The organism is Nocardiopsis flavescens (assembly GCF_900141985.1).
Lineage (GTDB): Bacteria > Actinomycetota > Actinomycetes > Streptosporangiales > Streptosporangiaceae > Nocardiopsis > Nocardiopsis flavescens.
In genome coordinates this window covers 100,922-123,398 of record NZ_FQZK01000002.1, presented here as the reverse complement: position 1 = coordinate 123,398, position 22,477 = coordinate 100,922, and the positions used below count along the sequence as shown (strand labels likewise).

Genomic DNA, 22,477 nt, shown 5'->3' with positions numbered 1-22,477 from the left:
GGGACCCCGGCGCCGTGCGCGCCCGGTGCGGTCGCGCCGCGGCCCGCACGCGGACCGGGGCGGGGTGATCGTGGAGTTCGCCGCGGTGGTGCCGTTCCTCATGCTGGCGCTGGCGCTGGTGTGGCAGGTGCTGCTGCTCGGCATCACCTCCATGTACGCCTCACACGGCGCCGCGGAGGCGGCCCGGCAGGCCTCGGTCACCCCCGACGACCCGGCCCGCATCGACGAGGAGGCCCGCAAGCGGGTCCGCGCCCCCTGGGACGGGGAGGACGTGATGACCGTGAGCATCGTCGACCGCGACGGCGTCCGCCACGCCCGGGTCACCCTGGCGATGCCGATCTTCCTCCCGGGGGCGACCGGCCCCTGGGACATCAGCGCCGAGTCGCGGGTCGTCACCGAGGTGGCCCCGCGCGGCGGGGTGGGCGACCCGGTCGCCCCGCAGGACCCGGAGGAGGTGGGGACGGAGTGAGCGCCCGCGCGCGTCCGCGCCGCCGCTCCGGCCGGGGGCGCGGCGACGACCGGGGCGGGCCGCTGCTGGAGTTCGCCATGGTGTTCCCGGTGCTGCTGCTCACCGCGGTCGTCGCCATCGAGGCGTTCCTGGCCTTCGTGGCCGCCGAGCGCCTGGAGTCGGCCGCCCGCGCCGGGGCCCGGGTCGCCGGCGTCCAGGGCCTGGAGGGCGCCGAGGCCACCGCGCGCGAGTCGCTGCCGTCCTGGCTCGACGACGCGACGGTCACCGGCGGCGCCAACGACCGCGCGGGCTTCTACGTGGAGGTGGCCCACCCGCTGCCGGTGGTGTTCTCGTCCGCCGGGTTCGGGATCACCGTGACACGACGGGTGGACATGCCCGATGTCTGAGACGGCGGGCGGCGCGGGCGCGCACGCGACGTGGCGAGGGGCCGCAGGGGCGGCCGGGGGAACCGGGGGAAGGAGTCGGCGATGGGACTGAAGGACCGGCTGGAGGAGGACCGCGCCACCGAGGCGCGCACCGACCGCGGCAGTGTCACGCACTGGCGGCGGCGGCTGCTGGAGGAGATCAACCTGGAGGACCTGACCCGGCTCACCCTGGCCCAGCGCCGGGTGCGGCTGGAGAAGGTCGTGGGGCACATCCTCACCCGCGAGGGGCCGGTGCTGTCGGACCGGGAGCGCTCGGTGCTCATCCGCAGGGTGGTCGACGAGGCGCTGGGGCTGGGCGTGCTCGAACCCCTGCTCGCCGACGAGAGCATCACCGAGATCATGGTGAACGGCCCCGACAACGTGTTCATCGAACGCGGCGGGCGGATGCAGCGCATCGACGCCTCGTTCAACGGCGAGGAGCAGCTCTACCAGACCATCGACCGGATCGTGTCCCTGGTCAACCGGCGGGTGGACGAGTCCTCGCCCATGGTGGACGCCCGCCTGCCCACGGGCGAGCGGGTCAACGTCATCATCCCGCCGCTGTCGCTGTCGGGCCCGGTGCTCACCATCCGGCGGTTCCCCAAGCCCTACCCCATCGACGAGCTCGTGCGGATGGGCAGCCTGGACCAGGCCACCGGGGTGCTGCTGTCGGCGATGGTGCGCTCCCGGTTCAACCTGGTGGTGTCCGGGGGTACCGGCACCGGCAAGACCACGTTCCTCAACGCCCTGTCGGCGTTCGTGCCGCCCACCGAACGCATCGTCACCATCGAGGACTCGGCCGAGCTCCAGCTCATGCAGGAGCACGTGGTGCGGCTGGAGTCCCGGCCGCCCAACATCGAGGGCCGGGGCGCGGTGGCCATCCGCGACCTGGTGCGCAACGCACTGCGGATGCGGCCGGACCGGATCATCGTCGGCGAGGTCCGCGGCGAGGAGACCATCGACATGCTCCAGGCGATGAACACCGGCCACGACGGGTCGCTGGTGACGGTGCACGCCAACTCGGCCGACGACGCCATCCACCGCATCCAGACGCTGGCGACCATGGGCGACGGGCGCATCCCCTACGAGGCGATCCGCGACCAGATCAACAACGCCGTCGACGCCATCGTGCACCTGGGCCGCTGGCCGGACGGGTCGCGGCGGGTCAACGAGATCTGCGTGGTCTCGTCCAAGCGCCGCGAGGAGTTCCGGCTGGAGCCGGTGCTGCGGTTCGAGGCGCTACCGCTGGGGGCCAACCGGGCGGTGGAGGGGCGCTACCGGCACCTGCCGCTGCCCCGGCACGTCGCCGAACGGGTCTACCACATGGGCGAGACCGTGCCGGCGGTGTTCGGCGTGGCGCCCGCCGAGGAACGGAACGAGTGGTGAGGGCGGCCCCCGCGGCGCGGACGGCCCCCGGGACACGAAAGGAACCGCGGTGAACTGGCAGATGGCGGCGATCCTCGCCGGCCTGGCGGCGGTGCTGCTCGTCGCGCTGGCAGCGCTGTGGCAGTTCGTCACCAGCGCCGAACAGCGGCGGCTCATCGCCGCGCGCAGCGCCCTGGACCAGGCCGAGTACGCGGCGTCCACCCCCATGGCGCGGCTGGAGCGGGCCCTGCACCGCACCCAGTGGGGCGCGCGGCTGTCCCGCCGGATCGCCCGCTCGGGCACGGACCTGCGGGTGTCCACGTTCGTGGTCGCCCTGGTCGGCGGCTCGCTGCTGGCGGTGGTCGTGGTGTGGCAGGTGCTGGCCCCGTTCTTCGGCCTGCTGGCCGCGGCGGGCGTGGCGTTCCTGTTCTTCTCCTACCTGAACCGGGCCGAGGGCAAGCGCCGCGAGGAGTTCACCGGGCAGCTCCCCGACCTGGCCCGGGTGCTGGGCAACGCCACCTCGGCGGGGCTGGCGCTGCCGACGGCGGTGGCGATCGCCGCCGACGAGCTGGACGGCCCGGCCGGCGAGGAGCTGCGGCGGATGACCGAGTCCATGAAGCTCGGCGCGTCCTTCGAGGAGGCCGTGGCCGAGCTGCGCGAGCGCATGCCCTCGCGGGAGCTGGGGGTGCTGCTGTCGACGCTGCTGGTGGCCTCCCGCTCCGGGGGATCGCTGGTGACGGCGCTGCGGAACATCTCCACCACGCTGGAGAACCGCAAGGAGACCCGGCGCGAGGTGCAGACGATCCTCAGCGAGACCACCAGCACCGTGTGGGCGCTGGGGTTCATGTCGGCGGGGGCGCTGTTCCTCATCAACGCCATCGAGCCGGGCATCCTGCGCACCATGACCACGTCCGCGGCCGGCATCGGCGTGCTGCTGGTGGTGGCGGCGCTGTTCGTCACCGGCTTCACCCTGGTGTCCCGCATCACCAAGTTCGACCTGTAGGAGCCTGTCCGATGAGCTTTTCCTGGGTCGTCCCCGTGCTGCTGTCGGCGGCGGCCGCCCTGGTCGTCCTGACCGCCGCGTACGGCGTGTTCCTGATGATGTCGCAGACCCGGGTGCGGGTGGACGAGCGGACCGCGCCGCCGCCCCGCACCCGGGAGGAGCGGATGTTCGTCCTGCACCGGATCACCGAGGCCCTGGGACGGCCGTTCTCGGGGCTGGTGCTGGAGTCGCTGGGCGAGTCGCGGCGGCGGTCCGTCACCCGGCGCATCGAGGCAGCGGGGCGGCCCGACGGGCTCACCCTGGAGCGGTACCTGCGGCGCAAGATCGGTGAGATCGCACTGTACGGGTCGCTGGGGACGCTGATGTTCCTCACCGGCAACCCCCTGCTGGGGGTCATCGTCCTGGCGTTCGCGGGACTCACCGACCTGAACCTGTACGTCCAGTCGCAGGAGCGTGCCGACCGGGTGCAGTCCCAGCTGCCGGACTTCCTGGACGTGCTCGCGGTGACGGTCAGCGCGGGGCTCTCGTTCCGCGCCGCGGTGGGCCGGGTGGCGGAGTCGATGCCGGGGGTCCTGGCCGACGAGTTCACGCTGGCTTTGCGCCAGATGGAGCTGGGGACCTCCCGCCGGGAGGCTTTCGAGACGCTGCGCCGCCGCAACCGCAACGACTCCCTGAGCAAGTTCGTGACCGCCATCCAGCAGGCGGAGGAGCTGGGCGCGCCGCTGAGCGACACCCTCGTGAACATCAGCCAGGACATGCGCCGCGCCGACGCCCAGTACATGCGTCGCAAGGCGCAGCGGATGAACCCCCGCGTCACCATGGTCACCGCGGTCACGCTGCTCCCGGGCCTGCTGCTGCTCATCGTCGGCTCGATGTTCCTGGGGACCGAGGTCGACCTGGGCACCATCCTCGGCGGCTGAGCCGCCGGGCCCGGCTCAGAGCACGCCCGTCCGGAACAGCATCACCAGCAGCACCGCGAGCAGGACCGCGCCCGCCATGACCGCGTTGGCCAGGAGCGCGGCGCGGCGGTCCGCCGACGGCTCGCGCTCCAGGGTGGCGGTGTCGCCGGAGGGGTCCGGCCGGTGGCCCCACCCGGGTGCGGGCTCGGAGAAGGCCGGGGCGGTGAAGATGCCGCGGCCCGCGGCCGGGGCGGGCACGGCGGGCGCGGGGGCGAAGGCCGAGCCCTCCGGCGTCACCGGGTCCGTGTAGATCCCGAACCCCGGCGCGCCCCCGGCCGGGGTGTCCCGCGGGGCGTCGGCGGGCCCGGGGACGGCCGCGGGCAGGGGGGCCTGCACGGCGCCGGGCGCGGAAGGGGCGTGGACGGGCCCGGCGCCGACCGGCCCGGGGGCCGGGGGCGCCGGGGCGGTCGCGGGGACCGTGTCCGCCACGGAGGCCGTCCCGGGCACGACCGCCGCGGAGGCGGTCGCGGCCCCGGTCTGCGCCACAGGCGGGCGGTCCGGGACGGGGGTGGCGGCGGGCGGGGCCGCGGGGGCCTCCGCCGCCGCCCCGGCTTCCGTACCGTCCGCCTCCGGGGACTCCCCGCCTCCGGCCGGGAGCACGGCGCGCAGGCGCGCCGCCGTGGGATCGGCGTCGCGGCCGTCCAGGTGGCGCAGGGCCGTGGCCAGGGCCTCCCCGGCCGGGGGCCGCTCTCCCGGCTCCGGCGACAGCGCGCGGGCGACCACCGCCCGGAAGCCCTCCGGCACTCCCTCCAGGTCCACGGCGTCCTGCCGGGCCCGCCGCTCCATCTCCACCAGCGCGGCCCGGCGGCCCAGGCGGGTCGCGGGGGATGCACCGAACGGCTCCCGGCCGGTGACGGCCAGCACCACCAGGCACGCCCATCCGAAGACATCCGCGGCCCCGGTCGGGCGTCCGTCCTCGTACACCTCCGGGGCCACCCACCCCGGCATCCCCCGCAGTCCCGGTGCCCTCGGGGCGGCGGCGCGCCGTCCCAGGCCCGTGTCGAGCAGGCGCGGTCCCGCGCCGGTGAGCACCGGCGCGTCCGGCCCGACCTCCCCGTGCACGGTCCCCTCGGCGTGCAGCACCGCCAGTGCCTCGGCCACCGCGGCCGCCAGCACCACCGCGTCCCCCACGGGCAGCGCTCCGCGCGAGGCCACCCGCCCGCGCAGGGTCGGCCCCGGCTGGTCGGGCAGCACCGCCCACGGGCGCCCGTCCCAGGCACCCGAGTCGACCGGAGCGACCGCGCACACGCCCCGGTCCCTCGGTTCGGGGAGCGCCTCGGCGGCCTCGGTCCCCGCGGCCAGGCCGAGCAGCACCGGCTCCCCGCCGTTGCGGCGCGCCGCGTACAGGACGCCGCCGCCCAGGTCGGCCACCCTTCCCTGGATCCGGTACCCGCCGACCTCGCGGGGGTCATCGGACATGAGGGGTTCGGTGCGCGCGCTGAGGCTCTGCGAGGGGTGCGACGTCATGAGGGGTATGCCTCCGTTGTCCTTTTCCGGTACGGGACATCGTCGCGCCTGGCGCGGTCCCCGGCAAACCCGGTGCCCTTCCACGGCGGCGCCCGCGCCGCGGGCCGTCCCGCCCGTGGACGCGGCCCCTCCCCGGGGGATCGGGGAGGGGCCGCTCCGGGGATGGGCGAGGGGCGGGGGATGTGGAAGGGTGGCCACCCGGAACCAAGCATCCGCCACGGAGGGCGGCCCCGGCCATACGTGTTCGCCACGTAACTTCGACCGCCTCCGGGGGCGTACCCAGGGCCCGTCCGACCACTACCTACCCCGGTGGCCGCCGGGGCACGGCCACCGCACCGCCCCGGTCTCAGCCCGGCAGGGGGATGCCCGCGAGCACGGGCAGCAGGTTCTCCTCCTCGTGGTCGAGGTGGGCCTCCAGTTCCCGGCTCATCCGCTCCAGGTCCGCGCGGAAGGCGGCCGGGTCGGCGGTGGAGACCTCCGACAGCAGCTCCTGGATGGCACCGCGGATGCGGTCCACCTCCCGGTGCTGCTCCGACAGCAGCGCCAGGGTGCCGGCCAGGTGCGGGTGGTGCTCCGCCAGGACGGGGAACATGTGCTCCTCCCCCTCGTGGTGGAAGCGCAGCGTCTCGCAGAACGCCAGGCAGTGCTGGCGCAGCTGGAGGCTGAGACCCGGAGCGGGCACCGCGCCCTCCCGGGCGGCGCGCCCGTCGCGGTCGGCGAGGTAGGCGTCGGCCTCCTCCCGTACCCGGCGCAGCCGGCCGCGCAGCCACCGGTGGACCTCGACCAGCTTCCCGGCGAGGTCGGTGGCCGCCTCCCCGCCCCCGTCCCCCTCGGCCGCCGGTTCCAGCACCACCACGGGCAGGACCCGGTCGGTCCCGGCCTGGTAGTCGCCGTATCCGGGCGCGACCCGCACGGCCTCGGCGAACAGGCGCTCGCGGTCGCCGCCCTCTGCGGGCACGGCGACCGCCTCGAACTCCTCGGTGCCCAGCTCGACCCGGACCAGGGGGTGGGCGAGCAGGTTGTGGTACCAGGCGGGGTGGTGGTCGGCGCCCCCCGCGGAGGCGATGACGAACAGCCGCCCCCACGCGCGGACGCAGCCGAGCGGGCTGGTGGTCTCGCGGCCGCTGCGCGCGCCGACGGTGGTGAGCAGCAGCAGGTCGCCGCCCTCGAACATGCCGCCGACCCGGCCGCCGTTGGCGCGGAACTCCTCGACCACGGGCCGGTTGAAGTCGCTGACGTGCGGCCCGGCCGGGGCGGACGGCCCGGGGCCGCCGGGTGCGGCGGCGTCGCCGCGGGTGTCGTCGGTGTCATGGGTGTACTGCACAGGGGTCTCCTCCCGGTGGAACGGTGCGGGTGGGCGGCCGCCCGAGAGGACCGTGCGCACGGGCGCCACGGACACGGGTTCACAGGAAGCGCACCGACGTCCGCGGACACGCGGGGGCGCGAACGGGGTCGGGGTGCGGGGATCGGGGGCCGCCGGCATCGGGTGCGGCTCGGGGCCGCACCGGAACGCGGATCAGGCGTGCTGGGTGCTCATGGTCGGCTCTCCCCGGACATCGTGTGCTCGCCCGTCGACCCGACCGGCCCACTGCTCGTGGTCGGGGACACGTGGCACGGGCGAAACCGTACGCGACGCCGCGCGAGGCGTCAACCGGCGGACAGGTCCGCGGTAGGGCCCTCCCCACCGCGGATCGAGGGGGCCGCCCCAGCGACCGCGGGGCCCCTTCTCCGTAGTTTCAGAAGCCTCAGAACCTCGACAGGGCAGGAGCTTCCGATGGTTTCAGAGGCCGAGGGGCGGGCCCAGGGCCCCGGGGCGGGCAGGCCGGGACGGCGGTCGCTCGCCCCGGACCTGGCCCGGGGGTTCATGCTGCTGTTCATCGCCCTGGTGAACGCGGGGTTCTTCCTCACCGGGCCGGACGCGGTCCGCGACCTGGCCGACCGGCTCGTGGTGTTCGTGCAGCTCACCCTGGTGACAGGGCGGGCGGTTCCGCTCTTCGCGCTGCTGTTCGGCTACGGAGCGGTGATGATCGCCCGCCGGGTCCGGGCGTCCGGCGGGGGATGGGTGCAGACCCGCATCCTGCTGCGGCGGCGCGGGTGGGTGCTGCTGGCGCTGGGGGGCGTGCACGGCGTCCTGCTGCTGCCGGTGGACATCCTGGGCGCGTACGGCCTGGCCCTGCTGGTGTTCGTGGGGCTGGTGCGGGCGCGGGACGTGACCCTGTGGTGGACGGCGGGGGTGCTGGCGGCGGTGTCGGCCGCGGTCCACGCGGCGTCGGTCCCGGCGGCCCCGGCGGACGGCGGGGGCGGGGCGGCCGTCCCCTCCCTGGTGGAGCCCTCCTTCGCCGCGGCGACCGTCGAGCGGTTCCACGAGTGGATCCTCTACACGCCGGTCACGATGCTGCTCGTGGCGATGCCGGTGATCGCCGTGGGGATCTGGGCGGGGCACCGCCGTCTCCTGGAGGAGCCGGCCGTGCACCGGCCGCTGCTGCGGGCGGCGGCGGGCTGGGGGCTGGGCGGCGGCGTGCTGTCCGGGCTGCCGGACGCCCTGGCGACGGCGGGGGCGTTCGCCGCGGGGCCGCGGCTGGGCGGCGCGCTGGCGGTACTGCACGACCTGGGCGGCTGGGCGGGCGGTATCGGCTGGGCCGCCGTGCTCGCCCTGTTCGCGGCCCGCTGGGAACGGGGGAGCACGACGGCGGCCCCCGCGGAGCGCGCGCCCCGCATCGCCCGGACCGCGGTGACCGCCGTCGCGGCCGTGGGAGAGCGTTCGCTGAGCTGCTACCTGTGGCAGTCGCTGGTGTTCACCGCCGTCTTCGCGCCCTACGGCCTGGGGCTGGGCGCCTCGCTGGGGGCCGCGGAGGCGGCGGCCGTGGCGGTGGGGACCTGGCTCGCGTCGGTGGCGGCGGCCGAGGCCCTGCGCCGGGCGGGCCGCCGCGGACCCGCCGAGGTGCTGGTGCGCCGCCTGGTGCGGCCGCGTGAGCCCCTGGTCCAACCCTGCTGACCTCGACGTCCTCACCCCCGGGAGGGGCGGAGCCGCCGTTCCGGGGCAAGCGGGTGGACGCGCCCGGTCCCGCCACCGGTGCTCCGCCTCCGGGCCGACGCCGTCCGCTAGCGCTGGACCTCCTCCGGAGCCGGGACGCCCACGTCCAGGTCGGCGTCCAGGCCCGCGAACGTGTACCGGGTGTACCAGGTGGCGGGCGCCGGGACCGGCTCCGCGAAGGCCGCCGGCACGGTCTGCGCCACCGGCCGACCGTTGAGCACACCGCCGGCCTGGGGCGCGCCCTCGGTGGCGAACGCCAGGGGCTCGCCGTCCTCCGTCGCCACCAGCGTGAACGTCGACTCCTGCGCCGCCCCCGCCGAGGGCGTGAACGTCCCCTCGACCAGCACCACCGGGGCACCGTCCGGCGGCTCCTCCCCGGCCAGGTGCCCGTAGGCGTCCTCGGTCGGTCCGGGCGCGGTGAACACCGCCTCCTCCTCGGAGGTGACGGTGCCGGTCTCCACCACCCGGGCCAGCGGCTCCAGGATCCGCCCGACCTCGAACGCCTCCGCGGACGCGCCCGGTTCGGCGGAGGCCGCCGGACGCCACACGGCGGGCCCGTTCCAGGCGGTGCTGTCGCTCTGCAGCAGCTCCCCGTCCACCAGCAGGAGGTCGCTGGCCCGGGCTCCGCTGACGGTGCTGGTCCAGCGCACGGCCTCGGGGTCGGACCGGTACAGCACCCGGTCGAACAGGGTGGGTGCGGCGGCGGTGTCGACGGGAGGCGGCTGGCCGTACCCCTCGCCGTTCCCGGCGTGGGTGAGGATGGTCATCTCCAGGCTGCGCGCCGCCGTCAACCGCTCCAGGGAGGCCGACACCAGGTCCATACCGGTGGGCACGGCGCCCTCCCGGGCACCGTCCGGCTCCTCGCCGGGTGTCTCGGAGACGGGTTCGGCGTCCTGGGCGAGGGCGTCGAACAGCGCGTAGCCGCCGCCCCCGGCCACCGCCAGGACGAAGCAGCAGGCGGCCCCGACGGCGAACACGCGCCCGGCACCGCCGCGGCGCTCCCGGCGGCGGAGCCGGGACCGCCCTCCGCCCGCGCCGCTCCTGCGGTCCGGGCGGTCCCCTGGACCGCTCCGCGCCTCCTGCCGGGCTTCGGAGCCCTCGTCGGGCGCGGGCACCATGATCAGCTCGCCGGTGATGGGGTCGCGGGTGCTCACCAGCCGCCGCGCGTCGCGCACCCTGGTGCCCGGCTTCCAGGTGCGCCGCCCCGAGGCCGCCGCCTCCTCGTCCAGGCCCTGGGCGGCCCGTGTCCACCGCTCGGGGCGGTGCCAGGCCGTGTCCACGTACGGCCAGTGCGTGCGCACGAACCCGCGGAGCCGGTCGCCCCACTCCTCGCGGACGGTGTCTTCGGGGACCCCCAGCAGGGACAGGCACTCCAGGTGGGCCTCCTCGGCGGAGGGCCGCCGCGCCGGGTCCGGATCCAGCGCCCGCTCCAGGACGCGCGCCACCCCGGGCCGGAGGGCGGAGAGGTCCACGGGGCCGCGCACCAGGGCGGCCGCGCGGGCATGGGTGCCGACGGTGCCGAACGGCGGCAGGCCGGTGCCCGCGAAGAGGACGGTGCACGCCCACGAGAACACGTCGGAGGCCTCGTCGGGCCGGCTGCCGGCGTAGCGCTCCGGGGCCAGCCAGCCGGGGCCGCCGGTGGAGGCGAGGGTGTCCCCGTCGTCGACCTGGCGGGCGAGGCCGAAGTCGATCAGCCGGGGACCGGTGGCCGTGACCAGGACGTTCCCGGGTTTGACGTCGCCGTGCGGGACACGGCTGTCGTGCACGTCCGCGAGCGCCCCCGCGATACCGGCCGCCAGCACCAGCAGCGCCGCCCCGCCCATCGGGCCGCGCACCCCCGTGTGGCGCGCGAGGTCGAGGGCGGGCAGGTACTCGACGGCGGCCCAGGGGCGGTTGCGGTGGACGCCGCTGTCCAGCACCCCGAGCACACAGGATCCGGGAAGCCGGCGCACGTGGACGACCTTGCCGGAGGGGTCGGTCGCGGACACCCACTCCTCGCCCATGGCCTTGAGCGCTAGCGGGTGCCCCTCGGGGGTGAGGGCCGCGTAGACGGCGCCCAGCGCGGAGTCGCCCAGGCGCCCGATCAGACGGTGGGCACCCACCCAGGACGGGTCGTCGGGCACGAGGGGCCGGACGTTCGGTGGTAAGACGACTGTCGGTGCCATGGGGGGTTCGCTTTCCACTCTCCCGCATGCGGGGGTCGGGGCCCCGGGCGCCCGCGCCCGGTGGACACCGCGCTTCCGTTTCCCGCGCCCGGGCCGACGGGCCGTACGGGGCCGGTTCTCGTACCGCGGTGAGAACCCCGGCGGGGCCCGGAGGCTCACTTCATGGCCGAATACCGACCGACCTTTGTACAAAAAAGGATATGTGTACCAGCGGTCCCGCACACCCCGGCCACGATCCTGTGCGTGGCCGATGACGGCCACGGGCGGCGGGCGGGCCGCGGCGGCACGAAAGGGGACCATGACCCGTTCCGCACCGTTTTCTCATTGATCACACTGATAAACCTGAAAAGACACAGAAAAGCCTTCTCCGTCCGATCGGGGCGGACCTCCGGACCCGGTCGGCCCGGCGGCGGCCGGCGGCGGCCTCCACCCGTACCGTCCCCGCGGATCCGCGGCGCCCGGCCGGGAGGGCGCGGGCACGGCCCGCACCCCTGCGCCACGCTCCCGCCGAGAGCCCCCGGCCGGGTCGGACCGGCGGCGGCCGGCGGAGACTGGGCGGGAGGGGTGCGGGGCCGGGACCGGATCCACCGCGGAGAGCAGGGGACGAAAGGCGGGAGGAAGCCCGGAACAGCGGACCGGACGACAAAAAGGAGAACCCGCACGGAAGGAATTTCACAACCGCGGAGAATGACAGGGGAAACCACGGATGATCGCGTGTGATGTGCGACACCGCCCCCCGGATCCGGCACTTCGGGCCGGCCGAACGCCCGCCGGCCGCACTCGAACACCGACTCCCGGACCCGCCGCGGCGAGAACCCGCGTCCACAGCACCCTTTTCGCCGTATAACGCGCCGATCCGCACGGACATCTTCGCCGAAACACCTCCGCGGACGGACGTACTCGTGCATACTCAGAGCAGCGGCTCCGGGAACGGCACCCCCGGCGGGGCGGGCGCGCGGGCGCGCACGCACACCCGTCACCGGAACGAGCCGCGGGCACCGCGTTCGAACACCTCATTTGCACAGGGTTCACATGAAGGTATAGAACTTGGTCAGGGGCCGAGGAAAGAAACCGTGTTTTCAGAACCCGGCCCCGGCATGCCGCAATGCAACGGGGGATGGCAGGTGGATCCGAAAACCGGGGGGTGAAACGGATCCACCTGCCACTTGTCGTGTCCGGCCACATATTTTCGAGAACGCGTCCGAGCCTTCGCCTTTTCCTCTAAAATGGGTTTCCGGGGCCGCCGGACGGCCCCGGGGCGGGCGGCACCCCGCACTCCCGTTCACTCCTACTCCCGGGGGTACGGGGTTCCGCCCGCCTCTCTGCGCGGACCGGGTCCGCCGACGGACTCCCGCGCCGCCACGCCCCGGCGGAGTGCGGCTAGGGCAGCGGCCGACCGCCGACCGCGGATACCCCTCCCCCGTCCGCGGGCACCCCCGCCCCGCAGGACGTCGCACCGCCCCCGCACGAGAGCACCGTCTCCAGCAGCCCAGGGAACCGCTCCGAGACGTCCCCCTCACGCAGCGAGATGAAGCAGCGGGTACCCTCCGTACGGCTCTGCACCAGGCCCGCGTTGCGCAGGATCTTCAGGTGGTGGCTCAGCGTCGACTGCGCGATCGGCAGGTCGATGTCCTTCCAGGCGCGCTCGCCGTCCCGGGCCGCGAGCATCCGCACGATCTTCAACCGCGTGGGTTCGGCCAGCGCGGCCAGCACCGTCACCAGCTCGACCCCGTCGAGCGGCGGATGGTGTTGCTCCCTCGCCCCCACGCGAACCTCCTCACACCGAATGGTCGCACCAGCATAGTGGGGCGGGTGTATCTTCGATATTCGACGATCATCGAACACCCGGGGGACAAGCATGCCCATCACCCTGTCCGTGCTCGACCATGCGAGCATCACCGAGGGATCCACCCCGGGACAGGCCCTGCGCGACGCCCGCGACCTGGCCCGGCACGCCGAATCGCTCGGCTACCGCCGCTTCTGGCTGTCCGAGCACCACAACATGCAGGCGATCGCCAGCGCCGCCACCTCCGTCTCGCTCGGCTTCATCGCCGAGGGCACCTCGACGATCCGCGTCGGCGCGGGCGGCGTCATGCTGCCCAACCACTCGCCGCTGATCATCGCGGAGCAGTTCGGGACCCTGGAGTCCCTCTACCCGGGCAGGGTGGACCTGGGCCTGGGCCGGGCGCCCGGCACCGACCCGCGCACCATGATGGCGCTGCGCCGCGACCACACCGCGGCCTCCGCGTTCCCGCACGACGTCCAGGAGCTCCAGTCCTACTTCGAGCCCGCCGAACCGGGCCAGCCGGTGCGCGCCGTGCCCGGTGAGGGACTGCGGGTGCCGCTGTGGATCCTGGGGTCGAGCCTGTTCGGCGCCCAGCTCGCCGCGCAGCTCGGCCTGCCGTACGCGTTCGCCTCGCACTTCGCGCCCGACGCCCTGTACGAGGCGCTGAAGGCCTACCGGGAGAACTTCACGCCTTCCGAGCAGCAGGAGACCCCGTACGCGATGGCGGGGGTGAACGCCTTCGTCGCCGACACCGACGAGGAGGCGAAACGCCTGTTCACCACCATGCAGCAGGCCTTCCTCGGCACGGTGCGCGGAGCGCGCGGCCTGCTGCGCCCGCCGGTCGACTCGCTCGACACCCTCTGGCGCCCGGGGGAACGGGAACGCCTGGACCACATGCTTCGTTACTCGTTCGTGGGCTCCCCGGAAACGGTGCGCCGCAAGCTCGAGCTGTTCGTCACCGACACCGGTGTGGACGAGCTGATGGTGTCGTCGATGATCTACGACAAGCAGGCCCGTCTGCGCTCTTTCGAGCTGTTGGCGGACGTCGCCGATCCGGGCTGAGTCCCGCCCCCGCCCCGGAGGGGACACCGGACAAGGGTGGCGGCCGATGGGCGCTGTTGGCAGGCGGCGCCGGCCGCCCCCTCCGGGAGGGGAGCACGGTGGGCCGGGCACCCCGGGTAGGGGGTGCCCGGCCCTTCCGCATCCGGTCGGAGCGCGGGCGAAACCCACGTGAACGACAGGTGAGGGGAGGCCGGGGGCGACGCGAAGAGCGGGCGCCCCGGTGGTCCGTGCGCGCCCCGGACCACGAGCGTCCCCGCCGGCCACCGGGCTGCGGCCCTCGCATCGCCCTCCTGGTGATGACTTCTCCTGGGGAGGCTGGGATGATGGTGACCCGTCGAGCACCGACCGTTATACGACCTTCTGCGCGCCCTGACTGAATGCGGTTCCGCACCGGGGAAGGGGCGAGGCACCGAAGCGGGTATCCCCACCTGCGCTTTCCCCGGTTGCGGGAACGTGCCTGTGGACAAGGTGTGGTGGCCGGGGCCGACGGGCATCGTGAAGAAGGATGGCCGCTTCCGGCCAGATCAGGGCATAGGCCCGGGATCGGTGCCGGATAGTGGGAATCCCGGGGCGTCTGCGCACGCAGGAGCCCCGCCGTGACCGAGTCCGCTGACAACGGTGGATCCCCGCCCCCGACCCACCCTGACAACGGCCCCCAGGCCGCAGAGGCGCACGGCCGCCAGACCACGGAACAGTGGCCTGCGGCCCGCGTCTCCTCCCCCAAGGAGCTGACCCCTTGTGAACGAGACAATGAGCAGGTTGTGGGCGACCCTGAGCGCCCTGATCGCCCCCCCGCCCAGGCAGAACGACGACGGCGCGACCATCATCGAGTACGCGGCGATACTCCTTCTCGTCGCCGCCGCCGCAACCCTCATCTGGGGCCTGGGGATTCCCGAGGACATCAGCGGATCGATCGGTACCGCCGTCTCAGACATTCTCAGCGGCCCCTGACTAGAAGCTCGAAGACGACCGTCAAGCCAATTGCCGACAGAAATGTAATGAATACTCCCAAAAGAGAGAAACCAGCCCGCCGAAAGCCAACCAAAAAAAGAAGAAAAAATACCACCCGCGGGATGTCTTCGCTGAGCGTGGCCACGCTCGTCATGCTTGCGTCCGGGTGCGTCATCTCTCCCGAGGACAGCGGATCCCAGAACACCCCCGAACCGGCACCCGAAGCCGCCCCCGGGCAAGAACCAGATCAGCCAGCAGGCGTCATCGCCGAAACCGTGACCACGACGACAGATCTGGGAAGCGACCTCAAAATCGAGGTCCTCGCCCTGGAGAACCTAGCAAACAACATCCTCCGCCTCAGAATCAGGATAAGAAACGACTCCCCAGAATCCTTCTCTCTCTCGAACGCGCTTTCCGAGGAGCGGGACAGAAATACAGCCAGCAGCATCACCCTCATAGACGCCGTCAATCAAAAAAGGTACCTCAGCTACGACTTGAGCAACGGCACATGCTTCTGCTCAAAGCCGCTCGAAGGCCCCATCGCAAGTGGATCAAGCGAAGAACTATGGATCGCCTACCCGGGGCCGGCGGATGAAATAGAGTCCATGACGATCGTCACACCCTTGACTCCGCCGATGTTGGACATCCCCGTCACGGAATCTACTGAAAGCATTGAGAACGAATCCCTGGGACCCGATCAGATACTCGATCTGACCCTGATATCAGACGGCCTCGAAGATCAAACAGGCCGGACCGAGAGCGGGGACGAAGTCAGCATCATTCTCTCTTCGGACGTTCTGTTCGAAACCGACAGCGCAGAACTGAGCCCTGAAGCCCGAGAGATACTCGAGCAGGTGGCACAAGAAATTGATGACGCAACCTCATCGGTAGTCAATATCGACGGACATGCCGACAACACCGGCAACGATGCCACCAATATACCCCTCTCCGAAAGCCGAGCATCGGCGGTCGAAGGAATACTCTCAGAACTCGTCACACGGGAGGGCTTGACGTTCGAATCCGCCGGGCACGGGTCAAGCCAACCCATCGCGGAAAACAGCACCGAAGAAGGTCGCGAGAGAAACAGGCGCGTCAGTGTCACCTTTGAAAAGTAGGGGACATGAAAAATAAATCAACCCGACGAATAGGGCTTTTCTCTGCAACCGTGGGGCTCTCAATAATTTTCTCCATGGGAGTCGTCTCCGCCGCCCCCGCAACCAGGTCCGGCGATCTGGAAACCCTCGGATCATCCCAGGGCAACGACGAACAATCAGCCAACCTCACAGCAGAAGCAAACCAGGCAAGTCGCAACACGGAAGGAAATATCCTCTCCATTACATGGAGCATAAAAAATGAAGGAAACGAGCGAGTAGTACTGACTTGGCTTGCCGGACGCTCTTATTTGTACACAGGAGGGAACTACGCAGGGGTCACCATTGTCGACTCCAACGGGGCTTCCAGATATCACCCCATCATGGACAATCTGGGATCCTGCTTGTGCTCCGGGAGTTCATCTTCAACTTTCAAAAAGAGGATAGAACCCGGAGAGCAGGTCGCCTACTGGTCCATGTACTCCGTACCCGAAAACGTGGACAGCGTGACTTTGGAGATACCCGGGTTCGAGCCGATCGAGGACGTTCCGATCTCCTGAACCGCATCCCTCAACCACCCCTGGAGACTTTTTTGTTCGCCTCCCGACACACGCGTTCAGGAGAGCCCCGGAGGCCGTCGCCTTCGCGGCCGTCCGGGCGCGCGGGGGAACGTGGTGGACCCCCGCGGATCCGGCGTCGGCCGTGGCCCGCGGATTCCCGTGACGGGGACCGGGGCGCCGCGCTCACCGAGACCGCGGCCGTGCTGATCCTGGTGGCCGCCGTCATGGTCGCGGTGTACCAGCTGGAGCTGAGCAGGACCTTCAACGAAGGCGTGCGGCAGATGGTGTGCCTGGTGCGCGGCCCCTCCTGCGGGGAGACGTGGACCGAGGCCGACCGGCCGGAGGAGCCGGAGCAGTACGAGTGGGGCGGGGGCAACCCGAACAGGCTCGACAACCAGAACATCGCCCGGAACCTCGCCGAGGGCTACGACTGGCGCGACACCGAATGGCAGTGCCTGGACAACCTCTGGGGAGCGATGTCCCACTGGGACCACACGGTCACCGACCCGGACTCCGGGGCCGTCGGCATCCCGGGGTTCGTCCCGGGAGCGCACGGCAGCCTGCCCACGGGTTTCCGGGACAGCGCGCAGGCGCAGATCGAGTGGGGCCTGCAGCACATCAGCGAGGCCCACGGGACCCCGTGCGCGGCCTGGTCGTACTGGCAGGGCAGCGGCTCCTACTGAGCGCCCGCCGGGGCCGCGCACCCCGCCTCGAACCGCCTTCGCGCGTACCGGCCCGCGCCCCCGCCGCAGCCGGCCGGACCACCCGGCCCCGGTCCCCCGTGTTCGCGGGCACCGTCCCGCCACCGGCCGGACGCACCGGACGAGGAGCCCCTCCCGTATGTCCCAGGGGAGCCGCGCTGAGAGCCCGGGAAGGGCCGAGGATCGGCCGTCCGGTGCCCTGCACGGGACACCGAGGCCCCGGTGCCAGGGGTGGTGGCGACCGGGCTCGGGGCCGCGCCGATACGGCCCGTCGGTACGACCGCCCGTCGGTACGACCGCCCGCCGCCGTCGGCCCGCGGACCACGCCGCAGGCCCCGCCTGGGCCGTCCAGGGCAGGGCCCCCGCCCGCGCCGCCGGGCCCGGTTCGGGCTCCGTACACCGGGAACGGCGGGCAAAACACCGACATGGCGCGGCAAACGTTGCGGCAGGAATCCACATAAGGGCACTTATGGGTTGATCGGCGCTTTTAGCCTGATCATTCCTGCTACCGCTCCCGCCGCCCCGGCGGTGGGGGCGTCCGGTGCGGGGAGGAGACACCCGGGGCCGATCCGTGCGGGGGCGCGGACCGGCCCCGAGAACACGGGGGCCCGGTGAAGATCGCCTATCTGATCAACGACATGTACGGCATCGGGGGCACCATCCGCACCGTCGCCAACCAGGCGGCCGCCCTGGCGTCCCGGCACGACGTGGAGGTCGTCTCGGTGTTCCGCCACCGGGACGAGCCCGCCCTGCCCATGCCCCCCGGGGTCGGCCTGCGCCCGCTCGTCGACGTGCGCGAGCACGACGGCTCCACGGGGGTCGGCGGCCGGCCGCTGTACGAGGGATCGGAGCGGGCCGGTCTGCCCCCCGTGCTCTTCCCGCCGGAGGACTCCAGGGGCTCCACCCACAGCAGGCTCACCGACGACCGGTTGGAGGAGTACCTGACCACCACGGACGCCGATGTCGTCGTCGGCACCCGGCCCGGGCTCAACATCGCCGTGGCCCGGTGCGCGCCCGGGAACGTGGTCAAGGTGGGCCAGGAGCACCTCACCTACGAGCAGCACTCCGAGGCTCTGCGGCGGGTGATGGCGCGGGAGTACGCGGGCCTGGACGCCTTCGTCACCGTCACCGAGGCCGACGCCCGCACCTATTCCCGGAACATGCCGCTGCCGGGGGTTCGGGTGCTGTCCATCCCCAACTCGGTCCCCGCGCCGCCGTTCACCGCCAACGGGCACAACAGCCGCACCATCGTCTCCGCCGGCCGGCTGGCGCCCAGCAAGCGGCACGACCTGCTGGTGAAGGCGTTCGCGTCACTGGCCGAGGAGTACCCCGAATGGACGCTGCGCATCTACGGGCGGGGCGGGCGCCGCGGGGCCCTGGCCAAACTGGTGGGGTCTCTGGGGCTACAGGATCGGGTGTGGCTGATGGGGCCGCACACCCATGTGGAGGAGGCCTGGGCGCAGGGGGCGTTCGCGGCGGTGACCTCCAGCGAGGAGCCGTTCGGGATGACCATCGTGGAGGCCATGCGCTCCGGTCTGCCGGTCGTGAGCACGGACTGCCCGCACGGGCCAGCGTCCATCATCCGCGACGAGGAGGACGGCTTCCTGGTGCCCAACAGGTCCGTGAGCGGCATCGCCGAGGGCATGGCCCGGCTCATGGCCGACGACCCGCTGCGGCGCCGCATGTCGGCGGCGGCGCTGGCCGACTCCGAGCGGTTCGACCCGGCGAACGTGGTGCGCCTGCACGAGGGCCTGTTCTCCGAGCTGGCCGGAACGCCGCTGACGGCCTCCGACGCCGCTCCCCCCGTCCCCGCGCCGCGCGCCGAGCCCCCCGTGGCCTGCCGGGTGCGGGCGGGCGGCGACGGGCTGGTGACGCTGACCTTCACGGACCCGCCCGACCTGATCGAGCTGGTGCGCGCGGGGCAGCGCGTCACCCTGGCCCCCGACTGGCGCGGTCAGGTGGTGGTCGACCCGGCCCGGGAGCGGCTGGCCGCCGACACCTGGGAGGTGACCCGGGTGGACGGGGACTCCGTCGCCCCGGTACGGGACGTGGAGATCCACCAGCAGGGCTACCCGCTGCAGGCGCGGCGGACCCCGGAGCTGTCCCTGGTGGTCCCGACCCGCTCGGCCAAGGGCGGCCTGCTGCTGCACGTGCGCCGGTCGGCCCACCACGCCGAGGTCGGGCACGTGGAGGTCGCCGAGGGGCTCATCACCGTCCAGGGGCGGGTGCTGGGGCGCGAGGAGGCCGACGCCCGCGCCCGGATGGTGGTGCGGCTGCGGACCACCCGCCGGACCCTGCGGGAGTTCTCCTCCCCGGTGGCGTTCGGCGGGCTGTTCACCGCCGTGATCGACCCGGAGGCGGTGGTGCGCGGGCGTCACGGCGACTCCGAGGCGTGGGAGATGCGCCTGGTGCTGTCCGACGGCACCGAGTGCACCGTGGGCCGCCACCTGTCGGGGGTCGTCGGGTACAAGAAGATCATCGAGTACCCCGCCCAGGACGTGCGGCCCGCCCGCGGGCCCGGGTCCCGGGTGCGGCCCTACTACACGGTCAACGACCGGCTGGGGCTGAAGACCTCGGCGCTGGCGCCCACCGTGGAGGTCGAGGAGGTCCGGGTGCGCGCGGCCGGGGGCGGCGACCGCCTGCGCTTCGCGTTCCGGCTCACCGACACCCTGCCGGAGGGGGTGGAGGCGGCGGTGGAGGTCGTGCGGGGCACCGACGCCGGGCAGCGGTACCCGCTGGAGGTCGAGGGCCGCCTGCTCACCGGGGCCCCGCCGCTGCCCGCGCACCCCGACCACGCCGGCGTCGAAGGCCTGCGGGCCTCCTGGCAGGTGCGGCTGCTGGCGGGCCCGGCGGGGGCGCTGAGCCGGATCGGCGCCGGGAGCGTGCCGGGGCACACCGCCCGGCGCTGGAACCACGGCCCCTACGTGCGGTCGGTGACGGCGTCACCGCTGGCCAACGGCGACCTGAAGGTCACCGTGGCCGACGTGCACATGTGGTCGGCGCTCAACCGGCGGCTCCGGTGAACGGGTCGCGGCCGCCGTGCTCGGCGCGGAGCATGCGCTGGGCGCGGCCGAGCCGTTCCAGCAGCCAGTCGGGCATGTGGTCGGCGCTGCGCGGGAAGCGCACCGCGTCGCGGTAGAAGTCCCGGGGGTCGGGTTCGGCGTCGAACTCCGGCGGGTTGCCGTGGTCGAAGTGGATGCCGATCTCGCGGGACTCCTTGACGGTGAGCCGGGCGGTGAACCAGGTGCCCTTGCCGCGCTGGTACATGCCGGTGCGCAGCCGGTCGAGCAGGCGGGACGCCTCCGGCGGCAGCAGTTCCCACTCGCTGCCGCCCTCCCGGGCGACCGCGACGCGGGTGGAGGCCACGCCGACCAGGGCCTTGTGGTCGATGACGATCTCCCGCCACTCGTCCCAGACGGCCGCCATCGTGCGGTCGGCGATCTCCTGGACGGTGTCCATCATCTCCTCGGGGGTCATGTCCCCGGGGTCGATCCGGGACTCGCGCGAGGCGCCCGGGGCGGCCAGCGCCATCCACGGGGACACCGACTCGGGGACCAGGTCCCCCTCCAGCCGCTCCAGCAGCCAGTCCGGCATGTGGGCCCGGTCCCGGGGGAAGTGCTCCAGGTCCCTCAGGTAGCTGTCGTTGTCGCGGGGCTCGTCGAAGTGGGGCTCGTTCTCGTGGTCGTAGCGGACCCGGTAGCGCGCCGGGCGCTCCAGGTCGTAGTAGACCGTGTACCAGGTGCCGGTGCCGGGCCTGGACATGCCCGCGCGCAACTGCCGGAACTCGTGGAGCAGCGCCAGGGGCGGTACGCAGCCGACGCCGCTGCCGTCGGGGCGCAGCGCCTCCAGGTGGACCGACTCGCAGTCGACCAGCCCCGAGTACACCAGGCGGAGCTTGGTCCAGTCCTCAGGGGCGGCGTCCAGTAGCGCCGTCCCGATCCGACGGAGGGACCGGTCCTGTTCTACCGCTGTCATCGGAGTACGGGGATTCATACTCTCGCCTTCTGGTCAACGGACCACCGCCGATCGGGCGGTGGATCTACTGATACGGAATGTGTCGGACAGCGTCCATCCTCTCCGTTGGAGTCGGTTTTTGTCGGACACACGCGCTGAAAAGCGGGGTGTGTCACGCAACCGATGCCGAACACCCCCTCCCCCGTTCCGGGCCGCGCGCACCGTCCGCGACCGCACCCGGCCACGGTCCGCCCGTCCACAGGGACCGGGGTTCCCCTACCCATCATGGTGGCCTCGGGGTAGGCTGCGCCCGGTGGCCCCGCCGTGGTCGGGCGCTCACCCCGCGCCATCGCACACGCCTCCCCTCCCACCCCTGCACCCCCGGGACGCCAGCATGGGACCCCTGCCCCCCGCACCCCGACGACGCCACCTGCTCTGCCGCCGCGACGACGGGCAGGCCAACATCCTGCTCCTGTTCGGGCTGACCCTGGCCCTGCTGGCGCTGACGCTGCTGTTCGTGCGCGTGGGCGCCGCCGGCGACCAGCGCTCGCGGGTGCAGACGGCGGCGGACTCCGCCGCCCTGGCCGCGGTGAGCGCCCTACAGGAGTCGGCGGCGCAGGACCTGGTGGAGGGGCGGTTCCCCATGCCGCTGTTCGACGAGGACGTCGCCCGCGACCGCGCCGACGAGTACGCGCGGGCCAACGACGCCGTGGTGACCGACATCCGTGCCAGTGACAACGTGATGGGGCGCAACGGCAACATCGTGCGGGTCGAGGTGCGCGGGGCGATCTGCCAGAAGGAGCTGGAGGAGGACGGCTCCCGGCACTGGGGCGACGTCACCTGTGACGGCGAGGAGGACGGGAACACCCAGGTGGGGACGGCGGCGGCGATCGCGATCGCGGAGTTCCCCGAGTGCGGGCGCAACGCCGGGGGCATCTACTGCGCCGGCGCCGACATCACGAGCCTGGACCAGGCGCGCCGGGTGGTGGACGTGCACCTGGTGGACGCCGAGGGGCGCTACAGGTTCGACCCGAGCCGGGTGGTGTTCGGCGGCGGGGCGATCGTGGACTGCGCCTCGCTGGGCCAGCTGCACCCGGTCATGTGCCAGGTGCACGAGACGCTCCAGACGGAGTTCCCCGGGTTCTACATCAGCGCGGGCGGCTACCGCTACGAGCCCACCAGCGACCACGGCTACGGAATGGCCGTGGACTACATGATGGCGCCGCTGGGCGGGGTCCCCTCACCGGAGATGCACCAGACGGCGATCGGCGTGATCGACTGGACCATCCAGAACGCCCACCGGCTGGGCGTCAAGGGGGTCATCTACGACTACAGCATCTGGAACGCGGCCTTCGACCGGGTGGGACCCTGGACGGAGGTCAAGCGGGGCCTGTCCGATCGGGGCAGCAACACCCAGAACCACGTGGACCACATCCACCTGGCCGCCGGGCCGGGCGACATGCGCTGACCGGACGGGTTCTCCACAGGTCCGGAGAAGGGGTTGTC

Annotated in this window: 18 protein-coding genes; 13 read left to right on the top strand and 5 right to left on the bottom strand. The window is 72.9% G+C overall.

What is annotated here, in order from left to right:
- Positions 1-70 precede the first annotated feature (70 nt).
- From BUE45_RS04945 to BUE45_RS04925, 5 genes are all read left to right on the top strand, one after another.
- On the top strand, positions 71-469 hold the full coding sequence (locus BUE45_RS04945) for a pilus assembly protein TadE (RefSeq protein ID WP_073376411.1): 399 nt from the start codon (positions 71-73) through the stop codon (positions 467-469).
- Positions 466-855, top strand: coding sequence for a TadE/TadG family type IV pilus assembly protein (locus tag BUE45_RS04940; RefSeq protein WP_073375647.1), 390 nt, complete (start codon positions 466-468; stop codon positions 853-855). Before BUE45_RS04945 ends, BUE45_RS04940 begins: the two co-directional genes overlap by 4 nt.
- Before the next feature lie 81 nt (positions 856-936).
- A complete protein-coding gene (locus BUE45_RS04935) occupies positions 937-2,259 on the top strand; it encodes a TadA family conjugal transfer-associated ATPase (protein ID WP_073375645.1) in 1,323 nt (440 codons plus the stop codon).
- 49 nt (positions 2,260-2,308) lie between these two features.
- A complete protein-coding gene (locus BUE45_RS04930; RefSeq protein WP_073375643.1) occupies positions 2,309-3,241 on the top strand; it encodes a type II secretion system F family protein in 933 nt (310 codons plus the stop codon).
- A gap of 11 nt (positions 3,242-3,252) precedes the next feature.
- Positions 3,253-4,161 carry a type II secretion system F family protein gene (locus BUE45_RS04925; RefSeq protein WP_073375641.1) on the top strand — a complete coding sequence of 303 codons (909 nt, stop codon included), beginning with the start codon at positions 3,253-3,255 and terminating at the stop codon, positions 4,159-4,161.
- Positions 4,162-4,176: 15 nt separating this feature from the next.
- Here the strand turns inward: BUE45_RS04925 and BUE45_RS04920 are convergent, their stop codons facing one another.
- Both BUE45_RS04920 and BUE45_RS04915 read right to left on the bottom strand, forming a co-directional pair.
- A complete protein-coding gene (locus tag BUE45_RS04920) occupies positions 4,177-5,667 on the bottom strand; it encodes a protein kinase domain-containing protein (protein WP_073375639.1) in 1,491 nt (496 codons plus the stop codon).
- Positions 5,668-6,013: 346 nt separating this feature from the next.
- Entirely contained in the window at positions 6,014-6,991 is a 978-nt protein-coding gene (locus BUE45_RS04915) for a nitroreductase/quinone reductase family protein (protein WP_245832815.1), read from the bottom strand.
- Positions 6,992-7,441: 450 nt separating this feature from the next.
- Between BUE45_RS04915 and BUE45_RS04910 the strand changes: the two genes are divergently transcribed.
- Positions 7,442-8,662: a DUF418 domain-containing protein gene (locus tag BUE45_RS04910; RefSeq protein ID WP_073375637.1), complete on the top strand. Its 1,221-nt coding sequence runs from the start codon at positions 7,442-7,444 to the stop codon at positions 8,660-8,662.
- Positions 8,663-8,769: 107 nt separating this feature from the next.
- Here the strand turns inward: BUE45_RS04910 and BUE45_RS04905 are convergent, their stop codons facing one another.
- Complete coding sequence (locus BUE45_RS04905) at positions 8,770-10,866, bottom strand: serine/threonine protein kinase (protein WP_073375635.1); 2,097 nt, start codon at positions 10,864-10,866, stop codon at positions 8,770-8,772.
- A gap of 1,380 nt (positions 10,867-12,246) precedes the next feature.
- Positions 12,247-12,633, bottom strand: a complete 387-nt coding sequence (locus BUE45_RS33205) for an ArsR/SmtB family transcription factor (protein ID WP_073375633.1) — start codon at positions 12,631-12,633, stop codon at positions 12,247-12,249.
- A gap of 91 nt (positions 12,634-12,724) precedes the next feature.
- Between BUE45_RS33205 and BUE45_RS04895 the strand changes: the two genes are divergently transcribed.
- The 6 genes from BUE45_RS04895 (at position 12,725) to BUE45_RS04860 (ending at position 20,040) form a co-directional block, all read left to right on the top strand.
- On the top strand, positions 12,725-13,714 hold the full coding sequence (locus BUE45_RS04895; protein WP_073375631.1) for an LLM class flavin-dependent oxidoreductase: 990 nt from the start codon (positions 12,725-12,727) through the stop codon (positions 13,712-13,714).
- 738 nt (positions 13,715-14,452) lie between these two features.
- The gene (locus BUE45_RS04890) at positions 14,453-14,665 is read left to right on the top strand and encodes a hypothetical protein (protein WP_084736951.1); all 213 of its coding nucleotides are present in this window, start codon (positions 14,453-14,455) and stop codon (positions 14,663-14,665) included.
- A 122-nt stretch (positions 14,666-14,787) separates the two neighbouring features.
- Positions 14,788-15,780: an OmpA family protein gene (locus BUE45_RS31145; RefSeq protein WP_084736950.1), complete on the top strand. Its 993-nt coding sequence runs from the start codon at positions 14,788-14,790 to the stop codon at positions 15,778-15,780.
- A gap of 74 nt (positions 15,781-15,854) precedes the next feature.
- Entirely contained in the window at positions 15,855-16,316 is a 462-nt protein-coding gene (locus BUE45_RS04870) for a hypothetical protein (protein WP_245832813.1), read from the top strand.
- A gap of 200 nt (positions 16,317-16,516) precedes the next feature.
- Positions 16,517-16,999: an aggregation-promoting factor C-terminal-like domain-containing protein gene (locus BUE45_RS04865; RefSeq protein WP_245832811.1), complete on the top strand. Its 483-nt coding sequence runs from the start codon at positions 16,517-16,519 to the stop codon at positions 16,997-16,999.
- Between the two features lie 629 nt (positions 17,000-17,628).
- Positions 17,629-20,040, top strand: a complete 2,412-nt coding sequence (locus tag BUE45_RS04860; protein ID WP_073375623.1) for a glycosyltransferase family 4 protein — start codon at positions 17,629-17,631, stop codon at positions 20,038-20,040.
- Here BUE45_RS04860 and BUE45_RS04855 read toward each other — a convergent pair.
- Positions 20,021-20,992: a hypothetical protein gene (locus BUE45_RS04855; protein WP_143173273.1), complete on the bottom strand. Its 972-nt coding sequence runs from the start codon at positions 20,990-20,992 to the stop codon at positions 20,021-20,023. The genes BUE45_RS04860 and BUE45_RS04855 overlap by 20 nt on opposite strands.
- Before the next feature lie 373 nt (positions 20,993-21,365).
- On the opposite strand from BUE45_RS04855, the gene BUE45_RS04850 reads away from it, so the two are divergent.
- Complete coding sequence (locus tag BUE45_RS04850; protein WP_073375619.1) at positions 21,366-22,439, top strand: VldE C-terminal domain-containing protein; 1,074 nt, start codon at positions 21,366-21,368, stop codon at positions 22,437-22,439.
- The last annotated feature ends 38 nt before the right edge of the window (positions 22,440-22,477 follow it).